The 23,725-nt window shown below is 32.8% G+C and carries 22 protein-coding genes; 11 read left to right on the top strand and 11 right to left on the bottom strand.

Going from position 1 to position 23,725, the window contains the following annotated elements:
- Positions 1-10: 10 nt before the first annotated feature.
- On the bottom strand, positions 11-694 hold the full coding sequence (locus WNY60_RS05275) for a response regulator transcription factor (RefSeq protein ID WP_145004123.1): 684 nt from the start codon (positions 692-694) through the stop codon (positions 11-13).
- A 367-nt stretch (positions 695-1,061) separates the two neighbouring features.
- Between WNY60_RS05275 and WNY60_RS05270 the strand changes: the two genes are divergently transcribed.
- From WNY60_RS05270 to WNY60_RS05260, 3 genes are all read left to right on the top strand, one after another.
- Positions 1,062-2,999, top strand: coding sequence for a T9SS type A sorting domain-containing protein (locus tag WNY60_RS05270; protein WP_342861719.1), 1,938 nt, complete (start codon positions 1,062-1,064; stop codon positions 2,997-2,999).
- Positions 3,000-3,092: 93 nt separating this feature from the next.
- Positions 3,093-3,848, top strand: a complete 756-nt coding sequence (locus WNY60_RS05265) for a T9SS type A sorting domain-containing protein (protein ID WP_339808641.1) — start codon at positions 3,093-3,095, stop codon at positions 3,846-3,848.
- A gap of 79 nt (positions 3,849-3,927) precedes the next feature.
- Positions 3,928-4,908 carry an acyl transferase gene (locus tag WNY60_RS05260; RefSeq protein WP_342861718.1) on the top strand — a complete coding sequence of 327 codons (981 nt, stop codon included), beginning with the start codon at positions 3,928-3,930 and terminating at the stop codon, positions 4,906-4,908.
- 148 nt (positions 4,909-5,056) lie between these two features.
- Here the strand turns inward: WNY60_RS05260 and tyrS are convergent, their stop codons facing one another.
- A complete protein-coding gene (gene tyrS, locus WNY60_RS05255) occupies positions 5,057-6,367 on the bottom strand; it encodes a tyrosine--tRNA ligase (RefSeq protein WP_342861717.1) in 1,311 nt (436 codons plus the stop codon).
- 87 nt (positions 6,368-6,454) lie between these two features.
- Between tyrS and WNY60_RS05250 the strand changes: the two genes are divergently transcribed.
- Positions 6,455-7,474: an NAD-dependent epimerase/dehydratase family protein gene (locus tag WNY60_RS05250; RefSeq protein WP_342861716.1), complete on the top strand. Its 1,020-nt coding sequence runs from the start codon at positions 6,455-6,457 to the stop codon at positions 7,472-7,474.
- Here WNY60_RS05250 and WNY60_RS05245 read toward each other — a convergent pair.
- The 3 genes from WNY60_RS05245 to WNY60_RS05235 are packed head-to-tail and all read right to left on the bottom strand — an operon-like array spanning position 7,437 to position 9,942.
- On the bottom strand, positions 7,437-7,865 hold the full coding sequence (locus WNY60_RS05245; RefSeq protein WP_145004140.1) for a DUF4296 domain-containing protein: 429 nt from the start codon (positions 7,863-7,865) through the stop codon (positions 7,437-7,439). The genes WNY60_RS05250 and WNY60_RS05245 overlap by 38 nt on opposite strands.
- Positions 7,866-7,867: 2 nt before the next feature.
- Positions 7,868-9,214, bottom strand: coding sequence for a dihydroorotase (locus tag WNY60_RS05240; RefSeq protein ID WP_342861715.1), 1,347 nt, complete (start codon positions 9,212-9,214; stop codon positions 7,868-7,870).
- A 2-nt stretch (positions 9,215-9,216) separates the two neighbouring features.
- Positions 9,217-9,942 (bottom strand): polyprenol monophosphomannose synthase, encoded by a 726-nt coding sequence (locus WNY60_RS05235; RefSeq protein ID WP_145004147.1) that lies wholly within the window; start codon positions 9,940-9,942, stop codon positions 9,217-9,219.
- A 108-nt stretch (positions 9,943-10,050) separates the two neighbouring features.
- Between WNY60_RS05235 and WNY60_RS05230 the strand changes: the two genes are divergently transcribed.
- Both WNY60_RS05230 and WNY60_RS05225 read left to right on the top strand, forming a co-directional pair.
- Positions 10,051-10,701, top strand: coding sequence for a DUF4271 domain-containing protein (locus WNY60_RS05230; protein ID WP_145004150.1), 651 nt, complete (start codon positions 10,051-10,053; stop codon positions 10,699-10,701).
- Between the two features lie 17 nt (positions 10,702-10,718).
- A complete protein-coding gene (locus WNY60_RS05225; RefSeq protein ID WP_145004153.1) occupies positions 10,719-11,468 on the top strand; it encodes a uroporphyrinogen-III synthase in 750 nt (249 codons plus the stop codon).
- Positions 11,469-11,545: 77 nt separating this feature from the next.
- On the opposite strand, the gene pckA is transcribed toward WNY60_RS05225, so the two are convergent.
- Together pckA and WNY60_RS05215 are read right to left on the bottom strand one after the other, a co-directional pair.
- Positions 11,546-13,162, bottom strand: coding sequence for a phosphoenolpyruvate carboxykinase (ATP) (gene pckA, locus WNY60_RS05220; RefSeq protein WP_339808634.1), 1,617 nt, complete (start codon positions 13,160-13,162; stop codon positions 11,546-11,548).
- Positions 13,163-13,236: 74 nt separating this feature from the next.
- On the bottom strand, positions 13,237-13,629 hold the full coding sequence (locus WNY60_RS05215) for a DUF423 domain-containing protein (RefSeq protein ID WP_342861714.1): 393 nt from the start codon (positions 13,627-13,629) through the stop codon (positions 13,237-13,239).
- A gap of 78 nt (positions 13,630-13,707) precedes the next feature.
- On the opposite strand from WNY60_RS05215, the gene WNY60_RS05210 reads away from it, so the two are divergent.
- Together WNY60_RS05210 and WNY60_RS05205 are read left to right on the top strand one after the other, a co-directional pair.
- Positions 13,708-15,072 (top strand): saccharopine dehydrogenase C-terminal domain-containing protein, encoded by a 1,365-nt coding sequence (locus WNY60_RS05210; protein WP_145004162.1) that lies wholly within the window; start codon positions 13,708-13,710, stop codon positions 15,070-15,072.
- Between the two features lie 215 nt (positions 15,073-15,287).
- On the top strand, positions 15,288-15,758 hold the full coding sequence (locus WNY60_RS05205; protein ID WP_028283223.1) for an Lrp/AsnC ligand binding domain-containing protein: 471 nt from the start codon (positions 15,288-15,290) through the stop codon (positions 15,756-15,758).
- A 50-nt stretch (positions 15,759-15,808) separates the two neighbouring features.
- On the opposite strand, the gene WNY60_RS05200 is transcribed toward WNY60_RS05205, so the two are convergent.
- The 4 genes from WNY60_RS05200 to WNY60_RS05185 all read right to left on the bottom strand — a co-directional run bounded on the left by WNY60_RS05200 (position 15,809) and on the right by WNY60_RS05185 (position 22,142).
- Positions 15,809-16,744, bottom strand: coding sequence for a T9SS type A sorting domain-containing protein (locus WNY60_RS05200; RefSeq protein ID WP_339808632.1), 936 nt, complete (start codon positions 16,742-16,744; stop codon positions 15,809-15,811).
- Between the two features lie 258 nt (positions 16,745-17,002).
- Complete coding sequence (locus WNY60_RS05195; RefSeq protein ID WP_292948056.1) at positions 17,003-17,731, bottom strand: Bax inhibitor-1 family protein; 729 nt, start codon at positions 17,729-17,731, stop codon at positions 17,003-17,005.
- Positions 17,732-17,811: 80 nt separating this feature from the next.
- A complete protein-coding gene (locus WNY60_RS05190; RefSeq protein ID WP_261375373.1) occupies positions 17,812-18,522 on the bottom strand; it encodes a zinc metallopeptidase in 711 nt (236 codons plus the stop codon).
- Positions 18,523-18,935: 413 nt separating this feature from the next.
- The gene (locus WNY60_RS05185; RefSeq protein ID WP_342861711.1) at positions 18,936-22,142 is read right to left on the bottom strand and encodes a class I tRNA ligase family protein; all 3,207 of its coding nucleotides are present in this window, start codon (positions 22,140-22,142) and stop codon (positions 18,936-18,938) included.
- Between the two features lie 128 nt (positions 22,143-22,270).
- Here WNY60_RS05185 and WNY60_RS05180 point away from each other — a divergent pair, with 128 nt between their 5' ends.
- From WNY60_RS05180 to WNY60_RS05170, 3 genes are all read left to right on the top strand, one after another.
- Entirely contained in the window at positions 22,271-23,146 is an 876-nt protein-coding gene (locus WNY60_RS05180; RefSeq protein WP_145004175.1) for a permease-like cell division protein FtsX, read from the top strand.
- A 130-nt stretch (positions 23,147-23,276) separates the two neighbouring features.
- Positions 23,277-23,420 (top strand): hypothetical protein, encoded by a 144-nt coding sequence (locus tag WNY60_RS05175; protein WP_186439217.1) that lies wholly within the window; start codon positions 23,277-23,279, stop codon positions 23,418-23,420.
- Positions 23,421-23,463: 43 nt separating this feature from the next.
- The gene (locus tag WNY60_RS05170; protein ID WP_292948102.1) at positions 23,464-23,724 is read left to right on the top strand and encodes a DUF3098 domain-containing protein; all 261 of its coding nucleotides are present in this window, start codon (positions 23,464-23,466) and stop codon (positions 23,722-23,724) included.
- Position 23,725 lies beyond the last annotated feature (1 nt).

Genomic DNA, 23,725 nt, shown 5'->3' with positions numbered 1-23,725 from the left:
TAACTTCAAATTATTCTACAAATTTATAACCCACACCTTTGACGGTTTTAAAACTGTCATCGCCAATTTTTTCTCGTAGTTTTCTTATATGTACGTCAATTGTACGTCCACCAACAACGACTTCGTTACCCCAAACACGATCTAAAATATCTTCTCTTTTAAAGACTTTATTAGGTTTAGAGGCTAATAAAGATAATAATTCAAATTCTTTTCTTGGTAAAATAATCTCGTCACCATCCAGAATAATTTTATATTCCTCTCTATTAATTACCAAGTTACCAATGGTCATTAAAGACTTACTAGTCTCTTCTGCTTTTAAACGACGTAACAATGCTTTAACCTTACTAACCAATACTTTTGGCTTAATAGGCTTAGTAATATAATCATCTGCTCCTGCATCAAATCCAGCTACTTGCGAGTAGTCTTCTCCTCTGGCTGTTAAAAACGTAATAAGCGATGCGCTTAATTCTGGAATTTTTCTAATAGCTTCACACGCTTCAATACCATCCATTTCTGGCATCATCACATCTAGAATAATAAGCTGTGGCTTTTCTTTTTTAGCTTTTTTGACTGCTTCTAATCCGTTTTTAGCTGTAACTACTTGATAGCCTTCATTAGTTAAATTATAACCTACAATTTCTAAAATGTCTGGCTCATCATCCACTAAAAGGATTTTAATGTCTTTTTTATTCATGTGTCTATTATATGTGTTTTTTTTATCTATCACATGGTATTTCAATAGGCAGTCAATTATTTAAAACAACCTGATGTTGTAAAATTTTTAGGGACTTTACTATTGAATTACATAATGGTTATATTAATGTAAAGATAAAACTATTACTAAAAGATTTAATTTTTAAATAATTAATAACATTAAGATAACATGCTAAATTAATCTAAAAAAATATAATAGACGCATAATCAGTCTTTAACTACAAATCTGATAACCAAAGCATTAAAATGATGTTATTTTAACATTAAGAAGCAGGATAGCCTTATTAATAATTGGGTTAAGTCAATTTTCTATGTATCTTTATTGCCTAATTTTATATCCATTAATTATGAAAAAACTTTACTTTTTAATTTTAACATTATTAGTTTCATCTGTCACTTTTGGACAGGGAAATGAAACTTTTACAAACTTCCCTTCTACTACTTCAGGGTATGTAAATGGAACATTTGTTGGCGATGATGGTTCTACATGGAATTTCACTCAATGTAGAGGAGATGTTCAAATTACTGATCAGTCAATTATGATTGGTAGAAACAGAACACCACAAGCCGAATTTAGCTCAGGCGTTATTTCTGGAGGTGTAGGAACAATATCATTTAACTATTTACAGGCTTTTAGCACTAACGTCAATTTAACGGTTTTGGTCAATGATGTTGTATATGGAACAGTAACTAGTAGTAGTCAACAAAATGTTGTTTTAAACTCTGGTAACATAACAGTAAATCAACCAGGTGACGTAGTTATTAAATTTATAAATGTAAACAATAGCGATGGTCAAGTTGTTATTGACGACGTGGTTTGGACCGGTTTTACTGGGACTGCAACACCTGTTATAAGTTTAGGTAATGCGGTTACAGGTTTAGATTATTTTGAAGGAAATGGACCTTCAGCTGAAGGCACATTTACAGCATCTGGATCTAACTTAACAACAGATATTACTTTAAATACAGCAAGCCCAGCGTTTGAACTATCCTTAACTTCTGGTTCCGGTTTTTCAAGTACATTAACGTTACCACAATCAGCAGGAGCTGTTGCAAACACGACGGTTTATGTAAGACTAGCGTCAGGACTTTCTGCAAATGTATATGATGAGATTATTACAGCCACTTCAACTGGAGCAGCAAATGAAACTGTAAACGTCAGTGGAACAGTTGAAGCAGCGACACCTCAATTTAGTGTTTTTGGCACTCCAGATGCCTTAAATTATGCTGTTGGTGCTGGTCCATCTAATGAAGATTCTATTTTTGTTGAAGGCTTATTTTTAACAAACGATATTACTGTAACTGCTCCAATAAATTTTGAAGTTTCATTAACATCAGGAACAGGTTTTTCAAATTCTGTAACAATTCCTCAAGTTTCTGGTACAGTTGCAAACACTGAAGTATTTGTAAGATTAGCTTCTGGTTTAGCCATTAACAGCTACTTAGGTGATATTACTGTAGCCTCAGCTCCTGTTGCAGACCAAACAGTTGCTTTATCAGGTAATGTGTTTGGTGCAGCAACTAACGCTTTAGTTTTAACTGGAGTTTATGATGGGCAAAATAATTCTGTACCGAAAGGAGTAGAAATTACTGCTCTAGAAGATGTTCCGGATTTAAGCTTATTTGGTTTAGGAAGTGCAAATAATGGAGGAGGAACAGATGGGCAAGAGTTTACTTTCCCTTCAGTTTCATTAAGCGCTGGTGATGTTATTTATGTGTCTAGTGAATCCACAGGTTTTACTTCATTTTTTGGTTTTGCTCCTGATTACACAACTGGTGCAATGTCAATTAATGGTGATGATGCTATTGAATTATTTGAAAACGGTATTGTAATCGATACATTTGGTGATATTGATACCGATGGTACAGGTGAAGCTTGGGAATATACTGATGGTTGGGCTTACAGAGTTGACAATACAGGACCTGATGGTGGATTTGTTTTAGCTAATTGGACTTTTAGTGGTATTGCTCAATTAGACGGAACAACAAATGACTTATCTGCTGTCCCTTTTCCAATATCAAACTATTCTTTAACAACTCAAGAATTTAACACAACTTCTAACTTTAACATCTATCCAAATCCAACAAATTCAGGATTTGTAAACATTACAACTAAAGCAAATACTGCTGTTACTGTTACAGTATATGATGTATTAGGAAAGCAAGTTTTATCTAAAACACTTAACAACAACACATTAGATGTTACTAGTTTAACTACTGGTGTTTATATATTAAAATTAAACCAAAACGGAACCTCTACTACTAAGCGATTAATAGTAGAATAATCCAATATTAAGGTATTGTTAAAAGAGTTATCTGTTATCAGATAACTCTTTTTTTTTGTATAGATTTGATGCTAAATTTAACAACACATTTATATGAAAAAAATTTACTTTTTACTTTTTACTTTATTAACTCTGACACTTTCAGTTGGACAAAATGAATTAACTAATCCAGGGTTTGAAACATGGCCAGGAACCGCTTCATTAGACACACCAACAAGTTGGTATGGATCTAAGTCAAGTATTGCTGCCTCAGCAGTTACACAATCTACAGATGCTCAAGAAGGCTCATTTTCTGTTGCTTTAGAAGTTACTGGTACTAGTCACAAAAGATTTACAAACGAAGTTATTACTGCTACCAATGAAGAATATACTTTGACTTACTACGCAAAAGGAGATGGTCAATTAAGAAACGCCTTTCATGATGGTGGATATTCTTCATATACAGCCTATACTGATTTAGCATCAAGCGCTGGATGGGTTGAAATGACATATACTTTTACACCTGATGCAGGCGATTTAGAAGTTATTTTTTCAGTTAGAAATACAACTGGAAATGGAATTTTAATAGATAACGTTGTGTTATCAAAAACTGCAACTTTATCCAATAAAACTTTCGAACAATCAGAATTCTCAGTATTCCCTAATCCAACGTCTAACGGATTTGTAAATATCAAAACTGCAAACAACCAGCCAGTTGCTGTTGTTGCTTATGATGTTTTAGGAAAGCAAGTATTAAACACAACATTAACGACTAGTCGTTTAAACGTGTCTAATTTAAAAGCTGGCGTTTACATTTTAAAATTAACGCAAAATGGAGCGACTACTACTAAAAAATTAGTAATAGAATAAGTTTTATTATACCTCACAAAAAAAGCGTTGCAATAGCAACGCTTTTTTTATTTTATATACTTTTGTGTTTTACAATTACATGACTACGACTAAGGACATTTTTACAATTACAACTCCTGATCAGTTTAAGGCAAAAGCCTTAGAGGTGTTTCGTTTTCAGTTTGAAAACAATACAATCTATCGTTCGTTTTGCGACTTACTGTATATTAATCCAAGTGATATCTCAGACTTGCACGAGATTCCGTTTTTACCCATACAATTTTTTAAATCTCATCAGGTATTAAGTACAACTAACCCTATTGAAACTACTTTTTCAAGTAGTGGTACTACAGGACAAATTACCAGTAAGCATTTGGTATCTGACTTAAGCGTGTATGAAACTAGTTTTAAATTAGGTTTTAAGCATTTTTATGGTAATGTAAAAGATTATACCATTTTAGCCTTATTACCCAATTATTTAGAACGCGAAGGCTCCTCTTTAGTTTATATGGTAGACCATTTAATTAAAGACTCCAATAAGCCACAAAGTGGTTTTTACTTAAATAATTTAGACCAATTAAAGGACATACTAATTGCATTGGATCATGCTGAAGAAAAGGTGTTACTTATTGGTGTATCCTTTGCGCTATTAGATTTAATAGATTTGCACACTTTTAACCTTAAACATACTATTATTATGGAAACTGGTGGTATGAAAGGACGTCGTAAAGAAGTGATAAGAGAAGAGTTACACAACACCTTAAAAGCAGGTTTTGGTGTGGATGCAATACATAGCGAGTATGGTATGACAGAGTTATTAAGCCAAGCATACTCCAAAGGACATGGTATTTTTAACTGTCCACCATGGATGCGTATTTTAACTAGAGACACTGAGGATGCATTAACCGTTTTTAATAGTGCTAAAACTGGTGGTATTAATGTTATTGATTTGGCAAATATAAATTCTTGTAGTTTTATTGCGACCCAAGATTTAGGTAAAGTACATGATAATGAGGACTTTGAAATTATTGGTCGCTTTGATAATAGTGATATTAGAGGCTGTAATTTAATGGTATTGTAAGGACTTTAAAAAAGATACGACTAACCTAATATGAAAAAGAGAAATTAGTTTTTGGTTGGTTAACTGATTTCATAAAAAAAAGCCTGCTTATTTTAAGCAGGCTTTATTGTTTACTATGGTATTTGAGATTTACAACCTCAGCAATTTTTTAGATAGCTTTAATAATAAAGGTTGTTTTTTTACCTCTGTTAATTACAATATACTTATCGTTAATTAAATCGTCTTTAGTAATTGTGTAATCCTCTGTAACTTTATCCTTGTTTACAGACACCGAGTTTTCTTTTAATGCACGACGTGCTTCTCCATTACTAGCTAAAAAATCAGTTTCGGCAGCTAATGCGGCAATCATGTCTAAACCTGCTTCGATTTTGTCCATAGACACTTCGGCTTGTGGCACACCTTCAAAAACATCTAAAAATAAATTTTCGTTTAGCTGCTTAATTTCATTTTTAAAATCTTTACTAAACAATATTCCTGATGCTTTTTCAGCATTTTCTAATTCTTCTTTACTATGTACAAAAGTAGTCACCTCTTCTGCTAATCGTTTTTGTAAGGCTCTAAAACCTGGATTTTCTTTATGTTCTGCAATTAAAGCCTCAATGGTATCTTTATCTAAAAAGGTGAAAATTTTGATGTACTTCTCTGCATCTTCGTCTGAGCTGTTTAGCCAAAACTGGTAGAATTTATATACACTGGTTTTATCAGCATCTAACCAAACATTGCCACCTTCGCTTTTACCAAATTTACTTCCGTCTGCTTTTGTAATTAATGGACAGGTCATCGCGTAAGCTTTAGCTGTGTCATCACCAACATTCATACGTCTTACTAATTCTGTTCCTGTGGTGATGTTTCCCCACTGATCACTTCCACCCATTTGTAATTTACAATTTAGGTTTTTGTGTAAATGGTAAAAATCGTATCCTTGGATTAATTGGTAAGTAAACTCAGTAAAACTCATACCAACATTACCTTCTTCTCCCGACAGACGTTTTTTAACACTATCCTTAGCCATCATGTAGTTTACAGTAATACGTTTACCAACATCACGCGCAAAATCTATAAATGAAAACGATTTCATCCAATCATAATTATTAACTAAAACTGGTGCGTTTTTATCGTTAGAGTTAAAGTCTAAAAAACGAGACAATACAGACTTAATACCTGCTACGTTATGGTTAAGTGTGGCTTCGTCCAACAAATTACGCTCGTCACTTTTACCAGAAGGATCTCCAATCATACCTGTTGCTCCACCTACTAAAGCTACGGGTTTATGTCCTGCTTTTTTTAAATGTACTAGCAATATTATTGGTACTAAACTACCTATGTGTAACGAGTCTGATGTTGGGTCAAAACCAATATAGGCTGTGGTCATCTCTTTATCCAGTTGCGCTTCGGTTCCTGGCATGATATCGTGTACCATCCCTCTCCATCTTAATTCTTCTACAAATGCATTAGCCATTTTAGTGTGGTTTTATTATTGAAGACGCAAAGATAAAAATCGTGCCATAAACTACATACAATATCTAATATTTATTACCTTAGAGGTATGATTTTAGTTACAGGAGGAACAGGCTTGGTTGGTGCACACTTATTGTTTAATTTATTAAATGAAAACCAATCTGTACGTGCTATTTATAGAAATGAAAAAAAGTTTGAAACCGTTAAACGCATTTTTAGCTATTATACTGACACACCTGATGTCCTTTTTAGCAAAATTGATTGGGTAAAAGCCGACTTAAACGATATACCAGATTTAACTGACGCTTTTAATGGAATTACCCATGTTTATCATTGTGCTGCTTTTGTGTCTTTTGAACCTAATAAGTTTGAACTACTTAGAAAAACTAATATTGAAGGGACAGCAAATATTGTTAACCAATGTTTATCTAATCAGGTAATAAAACTATGCTATGTCAGCTCCATAGCTGCTATTGGTACACCAACTAATAATGCACAATTAATTACTGAAGCTACGGATTGGAATCAGGAATTTGACAATAGTGTTTATGCTATTACCAAGTATGGTGCAGAGCTTGAAGTTTGGCGTGGTACACAAGAAGGCTTGGATGCTGTTATTGTAAATCCTGGAATTATAATTGGTCCTGGAATATGGAATTATGGTAGTGGATCGCTTATTACTATGGTAAATAAAGGCATGACCTATTACACTACGGGAAGTACAGGTTACGTGGATGTTAATGATGTTGTAAGTTGTATGGTTACACTTATGAAAAGCAACATTATTAATGAACGCTACATACTGGTATCTGAAAACTTAAGCTTTAAAGACTTTATTTACAAAACTGCCAACTACCTAAATGTAGTCCCTCCAAAAAAGAAAGCCACAAAACTACTATTAGCTTTATGTTGGCGATTGGATTGGATAAAACAGAAACTTACAGGTAAACGACGCTTGTTGTCTAAACAAACAGCACATTCGGCTTTGTCCCAAAGTCAATTTAGTAATAGTAAAATTACAACTGCTATAGATTATAATTTTACAAGTATAGACATTAGTTTAAAACAAACTACTTTGGCGTTTGCACGCGATCAAGCTTTTGTTTAACCGTTTCTTTTAATTCTTTTTGTTTGATTTTGTCTTCCTTTTTCTCTTCGGCTTTATAAAAAGTCCTTAAACTTTCTAGACTATCTCTAACATCCTTATATATTTGAGAATATTCATCTATGTCATATGCATAGTAGTTATTACTGTCTGCAAATATGGTACTGTCAATTTTATGTTTTCTGTAAACAAATGTATCAGGTACTATCCCTTTATTTTCTAGCTCACGTTTATTAATTCCTTTAGCAGAAGACACTAATGCTAATTCTACCAGAACATCTACCATTTTATCCTTACTCATTAAATTTTCAGGTTTTTTTGGTTTTTCAATTCCGTAACAAGACACAAATAACAAGGTTATAAATATGTATATTACAATGTTCTGTTTTAACATAACTATCTATTAAAGGTTAAGCGTTGTGCGTAGTTAGTATCATAAAACTTAAAGTTTTTGTAAGCTAAACCACCATTTACAAACGTATGAGTAATCCTAGATTTAAATGTTGTACCCTCAAAAGGAGACCATCCACATTTATATAAAATATTATCCTTTTTAACAGTCCAAGGGTTGTTTAAATCTACAACAACTAGGTCTGCAAAATAGCCTTCTCTGATATATCCACGTTTTTCTACTTCAAATAAAATAGCTGGATTATGGCAAAATTTTTCTACAATCTTCTCAATAGAGATATCACCATCATGATACATTTCTAGCAATGCTGGTAATGCATGCTGTACTAAAGGACCTCCAGATGGTGCAGATGTATATACGTTTGATTTTTCTTCAAAGGTATGTGGTGCATGATCTGTAGCAATAACGTCTATCTTGTCATCTAACAAGGCTTTAAGTAGTTGCTCGCGATCTTTTTCGGTTTTAACCGCAGGATTCCATTTAATTAGCGTGCCTTTCTCGTCATAATCTTTATCGCTAAACCACAGGTGATGTATACAAACCTCTGCAGTAATTTTTTTATCTTTTAAAGGTACTTTATTGTCAAACAATTCGGTTTCCTTACCTGTAGATAAATGAAACACATGTAAACGTGCTCCTGTCTTTTTAGCTAATTCTATAGCTTTAGAAGAAGAAATATAGCATGCTTCCTCACTTCTAATTATAGGATGAAAATTTACAGGAATGTCTTCTCCATAACGTTCCTTATAAATATCTAAGTTTTTTTGGATGGTTGCTTCGTCCTCACAATGCACAGAAATTAATAAATCTGTACTGTTAAATATTTTTTCTAAAACCTCTGGATTATCAACAAGCATATTACCCGTTGACGATCCTAAAAATAGTTTTAAACCAGCAACTTCCTTTTTATTTACTTTTAAAATTTCTTCTAAATTGTCATTAGTACCACCAAACATAAAGGAATAGTTAGCCCATGATTTTTTAGCAGCAATTGCAAATTTCTCGTCTAGCTTTTCAATAGTTGTTGTTTGTGGATTAGTGTTTGGCATCTCGATAAAAGAGGTAATTCCACCAGCAATAGCAGCTCTAGACTCAGTCTCTATATTTGCTTTGTGCGTTAATCCTGGTTCTCTAAAATGCACTTGATCATCAATTGCTCCTGGAATGACATATTTGCCCTCTGCGTCAAAAACATTAACATCTGCAGATTTTGGGCTAATAGAATGGTCTATTTTTGTAATAAACTGACCTTCGATTAATATATCACCATTAAAAATTGTGCCTTCATTAACGATTTTTGCATTTTTAATAAGTGTCTTCTTGTTTTGCATTATTAATTGGATTTGAATAAACTTTTAATTTTCATACTTATAACACCAAATATAGCTTCGGATATTATACTTGAGCTTAATTTAGATTCTCCTTTTGTTCTGTCAGTAAATATGACTGGGACTTCTACTAATTTAAACTTTTTTAAATACGCCTTAAATTTCATTTCTATTTGAAACGCGTAGCCAACAAACTTTATTTGATCTAAGTTTAGTTGCTCTAAAACCTGTCTTTTGTAACATATAAAACCTGCAGTAGCGTCTTTAACACGCATACCTGTAATTAATCTTACATAAATAGAAGCACCATAAGACAATATTACACGACCTAGAGGCCAATTGACTACATTGACACCTTTTACATAACGCGACCCTATGGCTAAGTCTGCATTGTCTAAACGACAAGCATCGTACAAACGAATTAAATCTGTTGGGTTATGAGAAAAATCTGCATCCATCTCAAAAATATATTGGTAGTGCTTTTTTAAAGCCCATTTAAAACCATGTATATACGCAGTACCTAACCCAGATTTTTCTTTTCTAACTTCTAAAAATAGCTTATTGTCAAACTCTGCTTGTAATGCTTTAACCTTAACAGCGGTTTGATCTGGCGAATTATCGTCCACCACTAATACATCAAATGCTTTAGGAAGTGCAAACACTGCACTTAAAATAGCTTCTATATTCTCAATTTCGTTGTATGTTGGTATTATAACAACAGCGTCTTGCATCAATACTAATTAAAATTTAGGCAAATGTACATTTTTATAAAATTACTTAATTATAAAAATTACTTAATTATTAGACGATTTACTATTAAAAAATAATAATTTTATGCCATGCTAAGAGACCTATATACTGTAGATATTTTAACCCTAACTTTTATAGGTTGCCTAATTATTGTAGCGCTATCTAAGACATTATTTACTAAAAGGTTTAATGAGTTTATCTTACTATTATTTAACTCCAGACATACTAACCTATATATAAAGGAACAGCGCTTTTTTGATTTATTTGAAGGTTTGTTGTTTTTAAACTTTATACTAAACTTAGGACTTTTACTGCACACCTATTTAAATGAGCAATCCTTAAACAGGTTACCACAAGTAGACGTCTTTAAATACGCTTTACTTATTGGGTTATTTTTAATATTAAAGGTGCTTTTTGAAAGATTATTATCAAGCGTATTGGATATAGAGCCTATTATAGATAAGTATATTTTTGAAAAAACTAGCTTTCAAAACTTTGTAGGATTAGTACTTCTACCAATAAATGCTTTACTAATCTATACATTAACACCTAACCAAACCCTATTAATTACACTGCTTGCCATCCTTTTAGCTTTGCAATTTTTTGGCTTGTTTTTATTTATTAAGAATAATCTTAATGTCTTTAGAAAGAGCTTGTTTTATTTTATTTTGTATCTTTGCACTCTCGAAATTGCACCTTATGTTGTTTTATATAAAATTATAACAACTAATTGGGTCTAAATAAAATTATACAACTTATGAAAGTGAAAACGATTTTAGTCTCGCAACCGGAACCTAAAATAGAAAATTCGCCTTATTTTGATCTCTCTGAAAAGCAGAAAGTAAAAATTGATTTTAGACCTTTTATTCATGTAGAAGGTGTGCCATCCAAAGATATCAGACAACAAAAAGTTGATTTAAAAAATTACACTGCTATTATTTTAACTAGTAGAAATGCTGTTGATCACTTTTTTAGAGTGGCTGAAGAAATGCGTTTTAAAGTGCCAGATTCTTTAAAATATTTTTGTCAATCTGAAGCAGTTGCTTACTATTTACAAAAATATGTAGTGTACAGAAAGCGTAAAATTTATGTTGGTAAACGTAATTTTGCAGACTTATCACCTTTAATAAAAAAATATAAAGACGAAAAGTTTTTATTACCTACAACAGACAAATTAAAGCCTGAGGTACCAGAAACTTTAAACGCATTAAATATTGATTGGAAAGAAGCTGTCTTTTATAAGACAGTTATTAGTGACTTATCAGATTTAGAAAATGTGACTTATGACATTTTAGTATTTTTTAGTCCTAGTGGTATCGAGTCATTATTCCACAATTTTCCAGAATTTAAACAAAACGATACTAGAATTGCTGTTTTTGGTAACACGACCATTAAAGCTGTTGAAGAAAAAGGATTGCGTGTAGACATTGCTGCTCCAACACCTGAAACACCATCTATGACTATGGCTCTTCAAAAATATATTGACAAAGTTAATAAAGGTAAATAAACCTTAATCTACTATAAATTAAAAGCGCCAATTGAAAATTTCAATTGGCGCTTTTTTTATTAACACTTTATCTATTACTATTCAGCGTAACGTTGTGGTCCACCGCGTCTAATTTCTTCGCTTGCATAAGATTCAAATTTCTCAAAATTCTCTCTAAAAGCATTAGCTAGTTTAAAAGCTGTCTTGTAATATTCTTTATCGTCTTTCCAAGTTGCTCTTGGGCTTAACACCTCATCAGGTACACCTGGACAAGTTCTAGGTTGTGCTACACCAAATACAGAATGGATGTGATAATCTTTATAGTTATACAATCCTAAATCTCCATTAAGTACTGCACTAATCATAGCACGCGTATATTTTAACTTAATTCTGCTTCCTACTCCGTAAGATCCTCCAGTCCAACCTGTGTTAATCAACCATACGTTTACGTTAGCGTCTTTCATTTTTTTACTTAACATCTCAGCATATTTTGTTGGATGTAAAGGCATAAAAGGTGCTCCAAAACATGCCGAAAAACTTGGTACTGGCTCAGTAATTCCAGCTTCGGTACCTGCTACTTTTGCAGTATAGCCAGATATAAAATGGAAAGCAGCTTGAGCTGGTGTTAGTTTAGATATTGGAGGCAATACTCCAAAAGCATCTGCTGTTAAAAAGAAAATGTTTTTAGGATTCTCTCCTGTAGATGGTACTCTAATATTTTCAATATGATGTATTGGATAACTTACACGCGTATTTTGTGTAATAGAAGTATCTTCAAAATCTACCTCTCCTTTATCATTCATGATAACGTTTTCTAGGATTGCTCCTTTTTTAATCGCACCAAAAATTTCTGGTTCTTGCTCTCCTGATAAGTTAATCACTTTAGCGTAACAACCACCTTCAAAGTTAAACACAGTATTCTCTGCAGTCCAACCATGCTCATCATCTCCAATTAAGCTTCTGTCAGGATCTGTAGACAATGTTGTTTTTCCTGTTCCTGATAATCCAAAGAAAATTGCTGTGTCGCCATCCTTACCAACATTTGCACTACAGTGCATTGGTAATGTGTTTTTGTAAACTGGTAAAATAAAGTTTAGTGCAGAGAAGATTCCTTTTTTGATTTCTCCTGTGTAACCTGTACCACCAATTAAAGCAATTTTTCTAGTAAAATCTAAAATAGCAAAATTATGCTGACGTGTACCATCAACTTGTGGATCTGCCATAAAACCTGGAGCGTTAACTACAGTCCATTCTGGAGTAAAATCTTTTAACTCTTCTTCAGTTGGTCTTAAAAACATATTGTAAGCAAACATGTTACTCCATGGATACTCATTTATAACACGAATGTTTAGTTTGTAGTCTTCATCAGCACAAGCAAAACTATCTCTAACAAAAACCTCTTTGTTAGATAAGTAATCTGTTACTTTATCGTATAGTTTTTGAAACTTATCAGCATCAAAAGGAATGTTGATATTTCCCCACCACACTTTATCTTCAGTAATACTGTCTTTTACAATAAAACGGTCCATTGGAGAACGTCCTGTAAACTCGCCTGTATTTACTGCTAAAGCTCCTGAAGAGGCTACTTTACCTTGACCTTTTTCAAGAGTTTCCTCTTGTAATTGATCTGGTGTTAATTGATATTTTACTTGGGCATTTTTGATTCCGTACTGTTCCAACGCAATCGTTTTCGTAAATTGGGTATGGTCTACCATAATTTGTGTGTGTTGTGTATGTGTTGTTTGAGTTGCAAAGTTAAAATTATTACACTAGAAACGCCAAACAATTACTAATTATTCTGTTTGATCTTTAAAATATTTATCAACAGGATAACCCATGACAAGATTAATAGTAAACCTCCTATTGGTGTCACAAACGCTATTAATTTAAAATTAAAAGCAGTTAATGTGTTAGTTGCTAATCCGTAAATAGATCCGGAAAACAAGATTATACCTGACAAAACCAAATAAAAAATTATTGTTTTAGATTTTGAGGCCACCAAATTATGACTCCCAACAACTAACAACAATAATGCATGATACATTTGGTAGCGCACACCAGTTTCGTAACTTTGGACTGCTTCTGCAGACACTAAAGCTTTTAATCCATGCGCTCCAAAAGCACCTAAAACAACACTTAATAATCCCAAAATAGTTCCTAAAAGTAATAGCTTCTTATTCATATAAATACTTCATTTTCGTTTTTATCCCAATTAAAATTTTCTACATTCGTAGTTCAAAAATACTCAACAAATCCCATTATGCGAAAGATATTAGTCATAGGTTCCGGAAAATCAACCTCGTACCTTATTAAATACTTACTAGATAAATCAGAAACCGAAAAATTACATATTACAGTTGGTGACTTAAATGTTGAAAGCGCAAAAATAATGACTAGTAATCATACTAATGCCTCGGCAATAAGTTTAGATGTATTTGATCCAGCATCTAGAGAGCAAGCTATAAAAGCTGCAGATATCGTGGTGTCTATGCTACCAGCAAGATTCCATATAGAAGTTGCAAAAGACTGTATTACTTTTAATAAAAGTATGGTCACAGCGTCTTATGTAAGTGATGAAATGCAAGCTTTAGATCAAGATGCTAAAGACAAAGGGTTAGTCTTTATGAACGAGATTGGTGTAGATCCAGGACTAGATCATATGAGTGCCATGCAAGTTATTGATGGTATTCGTGATAAAGGCGGAAAAATTATATTATTCGAGTCCTTTACTGGTGGATTAGTAGCTCCAGAAAGTGATAACAATTTATGGAATTACAAATTTACTTGGAATCCAAGAAATGTAGTCACAGCAGGACAAGGTGGTGCAGCCAAATTTTTACAAGAAAACACATACAAATACATACCTTATAACCGCTTATTTAGACGTACCGAATTTTTAGACGTTGACGGTTTTGGACGCTTTGAAGCTTACGCTAATCGCGACTCATTAAAATACCAAAGCGTGTATAATCTTGACAATGTAAAAACATTATATCGTGGGACGATGCGTCGTGTTGGATTTTCCAGAGCTTGGCAAGTCTTTGTAGCATTAGGCATGACAGACGATAGTTACACTATAGATGATAGTGAGAATATGACCTATCGCGACTTTGTAAACGCCTTTTTACCTTACAGCCCAACAGACTCTGTTGAGCTTAAATTTAGACACGCCTTAAAAATAGATCAAGATGATATTATTTGGGACAAGTTTTTAGAGCTAGACCTGTTTAGCAAAACTAAAATGGTCGAACTTAAAAAAGCAACGCCTGCTCAAATATTACAAAAAATATTACTAGACAGCTGGACGTTAGACCCTAAAGACAAGGACATGATTGTCATGTACCACAAATTTGGTTATGAGCTTGATGGTAAAAAACACCAAATAGACTCTACAATGGTTACCCTTGGCGAAGACCAAACTTACACAGCTATGGCAAAAACCGTAGGACTTCCTGTGGCAATTGCAACCTTAGCCATATTAAATGGTAAGATTACAACTCCAGGCGTACAAATACCAATTACAAAAGAAGTCTACACTCCAATTCTAGAAGAATTAAAGGATTACGGAATTACTTTTAAAGAAACCGAAGTCCCATATTTAGGCTACAACCCATTAAATGTTTAATTTTTGGGCATTACCACACAACACTTACAAGGTTTTAATTAACCTTGTAAGTATTGCTTAGGTCAGGCTGTACATTATATCTTTTTTGCTTTTAATGGCAAAAAAGGATGCCATTTCCATCCTTAATGCGTGTAAAAACAATGTCTTTAAAACACCATGTTACAATTTAAAATAGATTGTTTAAATTTATCTTTTAAATTTTAACCTATTTCAACTTGAAAACTACAAACAATAACATTACTATAGATGGTATCGATAAAAAGATACTTCGTGCTTTAATGCAAGATGCCAGAACACCTGTTTTAGAAATCGCACGTCAAGTCGGTATCTCTGGAGCTGCCATACACCAACGCTTAAGAAAACTAGAAAAATCTAAATTAATAGCAGGCTCTAAATTTGTTATTAACCCAAAAGTTTTGGGCTATACCACTATGGCATTTGTAGGTATTTATTTAGACAAAGCCATGAGTAATCCGGAAGCAGTTAAACAATTAAAAAAAATACCCGAAGTTTTAGAGTGTCATTACACTACAGGAAACTGGAGTATATTAATAAAAATACTATGTAAGGACAACGAGCATTTAATGCATTTACTAAATAATGATATACAATCCATTGCTGGTGTTTCTAGAACAGAAACCTTTATATCTCTAGACCAACAAATAGAACGACAAATAAAAATATAAAAAAAGCGCCTTCAAAAAGGCGTTTTTTTATGTATATCTAAATTACTAAATTATTCTATAATTATCTTTTTAACAAGATTTCCTTTTTCTGAAATTACAGTAATAAAATACAATCCAGAAGCTAAATCTGTACTTAAATCTAAAATAGCATTTGTTGAGCTATTATTTAAATCTATTGTTTTAATTAAACGTCCATTAATATCTGTAACATTAACTGCCTTTAAATTAACTCCGTTGTTTTTAATAGTCATTAATCCATTAGAAGGATTTGGATATATAGATAATACACTATTTAAATCAAATACATCTGTACTTAGTGTCAAACCAGGAATAAAATCTATAGCATCTAAGGCCAATTGCTCTGCTCCAGAATTAGAAGAAAACTCAATTACCAATTGTGCTTTGCACGCTGCATTAGCAGATAAATCTGCAGACAATAATTGCCAAGACCCTTGCAAACCTGGCAAATCATCAATACCATTAGTTTCTGTAGTGGTATCAATTAACGTAAGCGCTGGTGAAGCACAATCTGAAAATTGAATAGTCACTCTAAAAAAGTCTAAAATATCCCAATTAGTATCATCTAAAAAATATTGCATACTAAACTGTGGATTAGATCCTACTAGATCAACTTGGTCAAAAGTCATAGTAACTGTACCATCAACATCATCCATAAAAAACGCTTGCGTCCCTTCTGGTGGCGCAAAACCTAATTCTGATTGGATGGAAGCTGCTGTAGCAACACCAAAATAATCTCCATCAGAGAAACCTACAGGACCATTAGGTGTTGTTGGATCTAATACAATAGAGTATCCCAAGGTTACACCAGAACTTGCCTCGGTAACATAAACCAAACCGCAATTGGCATTATAATTAGTTAATGTATGTGCTGTTGTAGTATTTGTGTCAAAATATTGACACGCATTACTTACAGCGTTAAATGTTACACCTGGAGTATTTTCAAAACCATTGCCTACTTGTGACATGATTAATGAGGGTAACAAAAAAATCAATGATAGTAGTTTATTTTTCATAATATATAAATTAATAGCATAACAAATTTAACATATTGATTGACACCATATAATAATTTTTGATATTAATTTTAAAAATAGTTTTATAACCAACAAACAACTATAAAACAGCAAATTACAAGTTAATTAAACCTTGTTAAAATTTAAGTTTTGACGTAAAAAAAGCACCTAAAATTTAGGTGCTTTTTTTACTATTTACTAGGATAATTTTTAGTCTCTTGACATAAATATTCTAAGGATATACCAAAATAACAACATTAAAGATGCAAATAAACCTAATGCTGCAGGTATATAATCTTCAGTTGTGTACTTATCTTTAATTTGAGACGTTTGGTATAAAATTGATCCTCCTGCTAATAAACACATTCCAACAGAAAACCATAAACCTAGTGTAAATCCACCAAAAAGTGATCCAGCAACAATTAACCCTAAAGCTATAAAGCCACCAATAGTTAAGCCTGCTTTTAAAAACGAAAAATCTGTTTTAGTCATCATTACTACAGCAGTTAAACCTGTAAATAACGCTAACGTTACCAATGCTGCTTGTTGTAACATTTCTGGACCAGAATCCATGTAAAAAGCTGCAATGTATATCATTGGTACAAAAATAACAGCCTGAGCTAATATATATAATGCATAAGCTAAATACTGTTTATTTTTATCGGCAGTTTTCATTGCTGTGCTTTCAGCATAAGTTGTAACTAACATAAAACCTCCAAGTAGTAGTAACCACTTATAACCTTCTGTCATAGACAACATAAACTCCACAACAGTTTGGCTTTGTAAAAGTAGGTATTCAAATAAAATAAATACTAATACACCTACAGCAACATGACCATACGTTTTTTTATAAAATGCGACTCTATCTGCTTCAGATGCCACATTTACTAATGTATTCCCTTGATAATTGTCAAACGAATTTTCTAAATTATTTTCCATTATTATTGATTAAATTATTGGTTGCTCAAATGTAAAAAAAGAAAAACTATTATGTATTATTTTAATATAATTTAAGTGACTTAATCGCGTCTACCTAAAATTTGCATAGCCCAATATAATAAAGAGGCTAACGCTCCAATTGCTGCTACTAAGTAGGTTCTTGCAGCCCATTTAAGCGCATCTTCAGAGCCTTTATATTCTTCTGGTGTGACAATATTTTTTGCTTTTAACCAAGCCAAAGCTCTATTACTTGCATCATACTCTACTGGCAAAGTGATAAAACTAAATAGTGTAGCAAATCCCATCATGACCAAACCTGCAATTGCAACATAAAGTCCACTTGCACCTAATGCACCAGAAGCCATTAATGCAATACCACCAATAATAACCCATTGTGACATACTAGATGTTACTTGAACAACAGGTACTAATTTAGATCGCATAGTCAAATAACTATAGGCTGTTGCATGTTGAACAGCATGGCCACACTCGTGTGCAGCTACAGCAGCTGCTGCTGCATTTGCATGACTATACACGACTTCACTTAAATTTACAGTTTTATCCACTGGATTATAGTGATCCGTTAATTGTCCTTTAACAGAAATAACCTTTACGTCTCTAATACCATTATCTGCTAGCATTTTTTCTGCAATTTCTGCTCCTGTCATACCATTACGCAAATGGACTTTAGAGTAAAATGCAAATTTACTTTTTAACTTACCACTTACTAAACTACTAATTAAACCGATAGCTCCTATTAGTATATAGTAACCCATATATCCTGAAAACATATTTTTTTAAATTTTAAAATTGATATTATAAATATAGCAAAAAGTAAGCCAACTTAAAGGATAGAAAAAATGTCAGACTTAGACTTTATTTTTATTGGCATAAAAATCTGTTAAACCGACCATTTTAGAGTTTTGAAAACTAAAATTAATCTGCAATTAACTTATCATAACTCAGAAAATAATCTTCCTCACAAGGTGTCATTGTGTGAGGGTAACTATAAACGTAACGTCACATCGAGTGGTTTGTGAGGCACGAGCAAATTGTATCGAGAGGTCTATTGGTTCTCGATACAATTCTCCTACGTCGAATCACTCGAACTGACGTATTCCTGATGACTCTTGATTATATCCTAAAAATAGCTCATTGAAGAAATTACATTGTTCCTGCAATGACTGTATTATTTATAATAACGTTAGCCTACAATATTTACAATTTTACCTGGAACAATAATCACTTTTTTAGGTGTACGTCCATCTAATTGAGCAATAGTTTTTTCATGAGCCATAACGGTTTTTTCTATGTCGTCTTTAGACATATCCGTTGGTAACTCTAAAGTAAAACGCATTTTTCCGTTAAACGAAATTGGGTAATTTTTACTACTCTCTACCAAATGGCTAGCTTCAAACTTAGGAAAAGCTGCAGTACTAATAGACTCTGTATTTCCTAATTGGCTATAAAGCTCTTCAGTAATGTGAGGTGCATAAGGTGATAATAGTACTAATAATGGCTCTAAAATAGCTTTGCTAGTACATTTTTGTTGTGTTAACTCGTTAACAGCAATCATAAACGTTGAAACCGAAGTATTAAAAGAGAAATTCTCAATATCTTCTTCAACCTTTTTAATGGTTTTATGTAACGTTTTTAGGTTGTCTTTTGTTGGCTCAGCATCATTTACAGTAACTCCGTTTTCTCCAACATATAATTTCCATAATTTTTTTAAGAAACCATGCACACCTGTAATACCAGCAGTATTCCAAGGTTTAGCTTGCTCTAAAGGTCCTAAAAACATTTCGTATAAACGTAAACTATCTGCTCCATACTGCTCGCAAATATTATCTGGATTTACGACGTTGTATTTAGATTTAGACATTTTTTCGACTTCGCGACCTACTTTAAATGTTCCATCTTCTTCTGTTATAAATATAGCTCCTTTTAATTCATCTCTCCAATTTTCAGCTTTTGCAATATCTAATTCATCTGAAGCGTTTACAAAAGAAACATCTACATGTAATTCCTGAAATAAAACGCTTGCTTTTGTTAACGTCCCAACATTTTTAGTATCATTATTATAACTTTCAATTATTGGATCCTGAATACTATCAAGAGCTTCAGTTAATTTACTATATTCAACTGATGAATGGTCTTTATTATCTTTTAATTTATCATAATAACTTTTTGTTACAAAAACTTGTTTTAAAGAAGCTGCTGAAGGAAAATTTTCGGTCAAATTATCTGGCATATCTTTTCGATCTAATGCTAAAGGTCTTCTAACTCTATAAACAAAAGCACTAGTCCCAAGAATCATTCCTTGGTTAATTAGCTTTTTAAATGGCTCTTCTACTCCAACAAAACCTCTATCTTTTAAAAACTTCACCCAAAAACGTGAGTATAATAAATGTCCTGTTGCATGCTCACTTCCACCAATATAAAGGTCTACGTTTTCCCAGTAGTTAAGTGCATCTTTGCTTGCAAAATCCTCACCTCTGTTGGCTTTTTCTTCCATATAACGGAAAAAGTACCAAGAGCTTCCTGCCCAACCAGGCATTGTGTTTAACTCTAGTGGGTAGATTCCGTTATCTTTAGACGTCTCGACTTCACTCGACGAGACAAGAGTATTAGAAACCACTGTATTTGTATTAGTATCCCAAGCCCAAACATCTGCACGACCTAAAGGTGGCTCTCCTGTTTCGGTTGGTAAATATTTTTCTACTTCTGGTAATGTGATTGGTAAATGTTGTTTATCAATCATTTGTGGCATTCCGTTAACGTAGTATACTGGAAACGGTTCTCCCCAATATCTCTGTCTAGAAAATACTGCATCACGCAATCTGTAGTTAGTTTTTCCTTCGCCTTGACCTAATTGCTCTAACTCAAAAATAGCACGTTTAGATGCTTTTTTGTAGTTCATTCCATCTAGGAAATCGCTATTTGCAATTTTCACATTGTCTTTAGATGTAAAAGCTTCTTGGCCTATATCTGCACCTTCAAAAATATTAGGAATATCAATATTAAAATGTTTTGCAAAGTCGTAATCACGTTGGTCACCACAAGGCACAGACATAACTGCTCCTGTACCATAACCAGCTAATACGTAATCTCCAATCCAAATTGGAATTGGTTCTTTACTAAATGGATGCTCTGCGTAAGCACCTGTAAATGCACCAGAAATGGTTTTTACATCTGCCATACGATCACGCTCGCTACGTTTTGAGGTTGCTAAAATATAAGCATCAACCTCTGCTTTTTGTTCTATAGTTGTTATTTGAGAGACCAACTCATGCTCTGGAGCTAAGGTCATAAAACTAACACCAAAAATAGTATCTGGTCTTGTTGTGAAAACTTCTATTTGATGAGACGTCTCGACTGCGCTCAGAGTCACATTTGGTATAACATTAAAAGTTACACTTGCTCCAACAGATTTACCAATCCAATTACGTTGACTTTCTTTAAGCGAATCTGTCCAATCTATAGTATCTAATCCTTGCAGTAAACGTTCTGCATAAGCAGAAATTCGCATACTCCATTGCGTCATCTTTTTACGCATTACAGGATGTCCACCACGTTCTGACACTCCGTTTACAATCTCGTCGTTTGCTAAAACGGTTCCTAAAGCAGGACACCAATTTACTTCTGTTTCGGCTAAATACGTTAACCTATATTGTAATAGTATTTCTTGTTGCTTTTCGGATGAAAATCCATTCCAATCGTCAGCTGAGAATATTTCGATATTATCATCACAAACAGCATTTACATTAGCATTTCCTTCCGCAGAAAATATTTTAATTAAGCTCGAAATTTCTTCAGCTTTATTAGTAGTGTTATTATACCAAGACTCAAATAACTGAATAAAAATCCATTGCGTCCATTTGTAATATTCTGGTGTAGATGTACGTACTTCGCGACTCCAATCAAAACTAAAACCTATTTGATCTAGTTGTCTTCGGTAACCTTTAATTATATTTTCTTGATAGTTACTATCATTGATAGTAATCCTCTTACCTTTTTCTATAAGTGCAGTATCTTTAATACTTCCATCTTCATTTACATACTTTTTAAGGATATTTCCTTTTGCATCTAAACAACCATCAATATTTATTTCAGTAGTGTCTTTAGGATGCTGACCTGTTTGTATTGCATACTGTTCTGCTGGTAAACCAAAGCTATCATAACCTTGTGGATGCAATACATTAAACCCTTTATGACGTTTGTAACGTGCATAAATATCTGACGCGATATAACCTAATGGATGACCAACGTGTAATCCTGCACCTGATGGATAAGGAAACATGTCCAAAACATAATATTTTGGTTTATCACTAGTATTAGAGGCTTTAAAAGTTTGGTTTTCGGCCCAATATTTTTGCCATTTGGCTTCGATGTCGTTAAAATGGTATTGCATTTTTGTGTTTTACTGCTTAATTAAGCAACAAATTTAAACTTATTATAAGACTATTAAAAGTTTGACGTTGTAAATCAAAGGGATTTCATTTTCTTTTATATTTTTACACTATAAACTAACATCAATTTATGAGCTCTTCTTTTGAAAGATATCAAAAACGTAGATTAATTTCTTCATACTTTTCTGTAGTACTAAGTATTGCATTAGTATTATTTTTATTGGGTATTTTAGGACTTTTGGTTCTTAACGCTAAAAAAGTAGCAGACTTGTTTAAAGAACAAGTAACGGTTACTATTTATTTAAAAGACAACGCCAAGGACGTCGAAGTTAAGCAACTTGAAAAAAGTTTAGCATTGGCAGATTATGTAAAATCTACAGAATACATCTCTAAAGAGCAAGCAGCTGAATCTATGAAAGCTGAAAATGGTGAAGATTTTATGGAGTTTTTAGGATTTAATCCTTTACAAAATAATATTGATGTTAACCTTAAAGCAGATTTTGTGACTTCTGATAAGTTAGAAGAATTAGCTGCAACTGCATTAGAAAAAGGTTTTGTTGAAGAAGTTAGGTATGACAAAGATTTAGTAACCTTAATGAATAGTCGTGTTAAAAAAATTAGCTTTTGGGTCTTATTACTAAGTGCTATTTTTACTTTAATTGCTGTATTACTAATTAATAGTAGCATTAGATTATCTGTTTACGCTAAGCGTTTTACTATAAAAACGATGCAAATGGTAGGCGCTACCAAACGCTTTATACGTAGACCATTTGTTTGGAAAAGTATTAAACTAGGTATACTTGGTGCTATCCTTGCATTAGTAGGCTTAGGCTTTATAGTATATTATGTGGACCAAGCTTTTCCGGAATTAGTTTTACGTCAAAGCCCTATTTTAATAGGTGGTTTATTTTTAATAATCTTTTTACTAGGTATCCTTATTACTTGGATAAGTACTCATTTTGCAACACAACGTTTTTTAAATTTAAAGACCGATCAACTGTATTAATTTAACAGCTTTTAACTAAAGCGTTAACAATACTTTGCACTTTAGCGCGTTATATTTACTTAACCAAAAAATAACGCACTATTGACCAACTAATACTTTAAAATGATTAATAACTCTAAAACTAATGTTTATGAAACGAATCACATTTGTATTAATAGGTCTAGTTGCAATTATTGCTTATTTAGCGACAACAACTAATAAGTTTGAAACTAAAGTTGCACACACAGATAAAGTGACTATTAAAAAACATCAAACAAAATTTATTTACGATTAATTTAAAAAGTTTAAATTTGTCAAAAATCAACACAAATAATACTTTGGGAGAAAGCAATAAAAACAATAAAAACAGTTTAAAAACCGAATTAGTTTTTGGTAAGCACAACTATAAATTTATGTTTATTGGCTTAGCTTGCATTGCCTTAGGCTTCATTTTGATGTCTGGTGGTGGTAGTGACGACCCAAATGTATTTAGTGATGCTATTTTTAGCTGGAGACGTATCCGTTTGGCTCCTGCTTTAGTAATTATTGGCTTTGGTATACAGGTTTACGCTATACTATCTAAGCCTAAAGCCGAATAAC

It is taken from the genome of Olleya sp. AS48 (assembly GCF_038900355.1).
In the GTDB taxonomy this organism is placed as follows: Bacteria; Bacteroidota; Bacteroidia; order Flavobacteriales; family Flavobacteriaceae; genus Olleya.
This window is presented reverse-complemented; position numbering and strand designations above follow the sequence as displayed.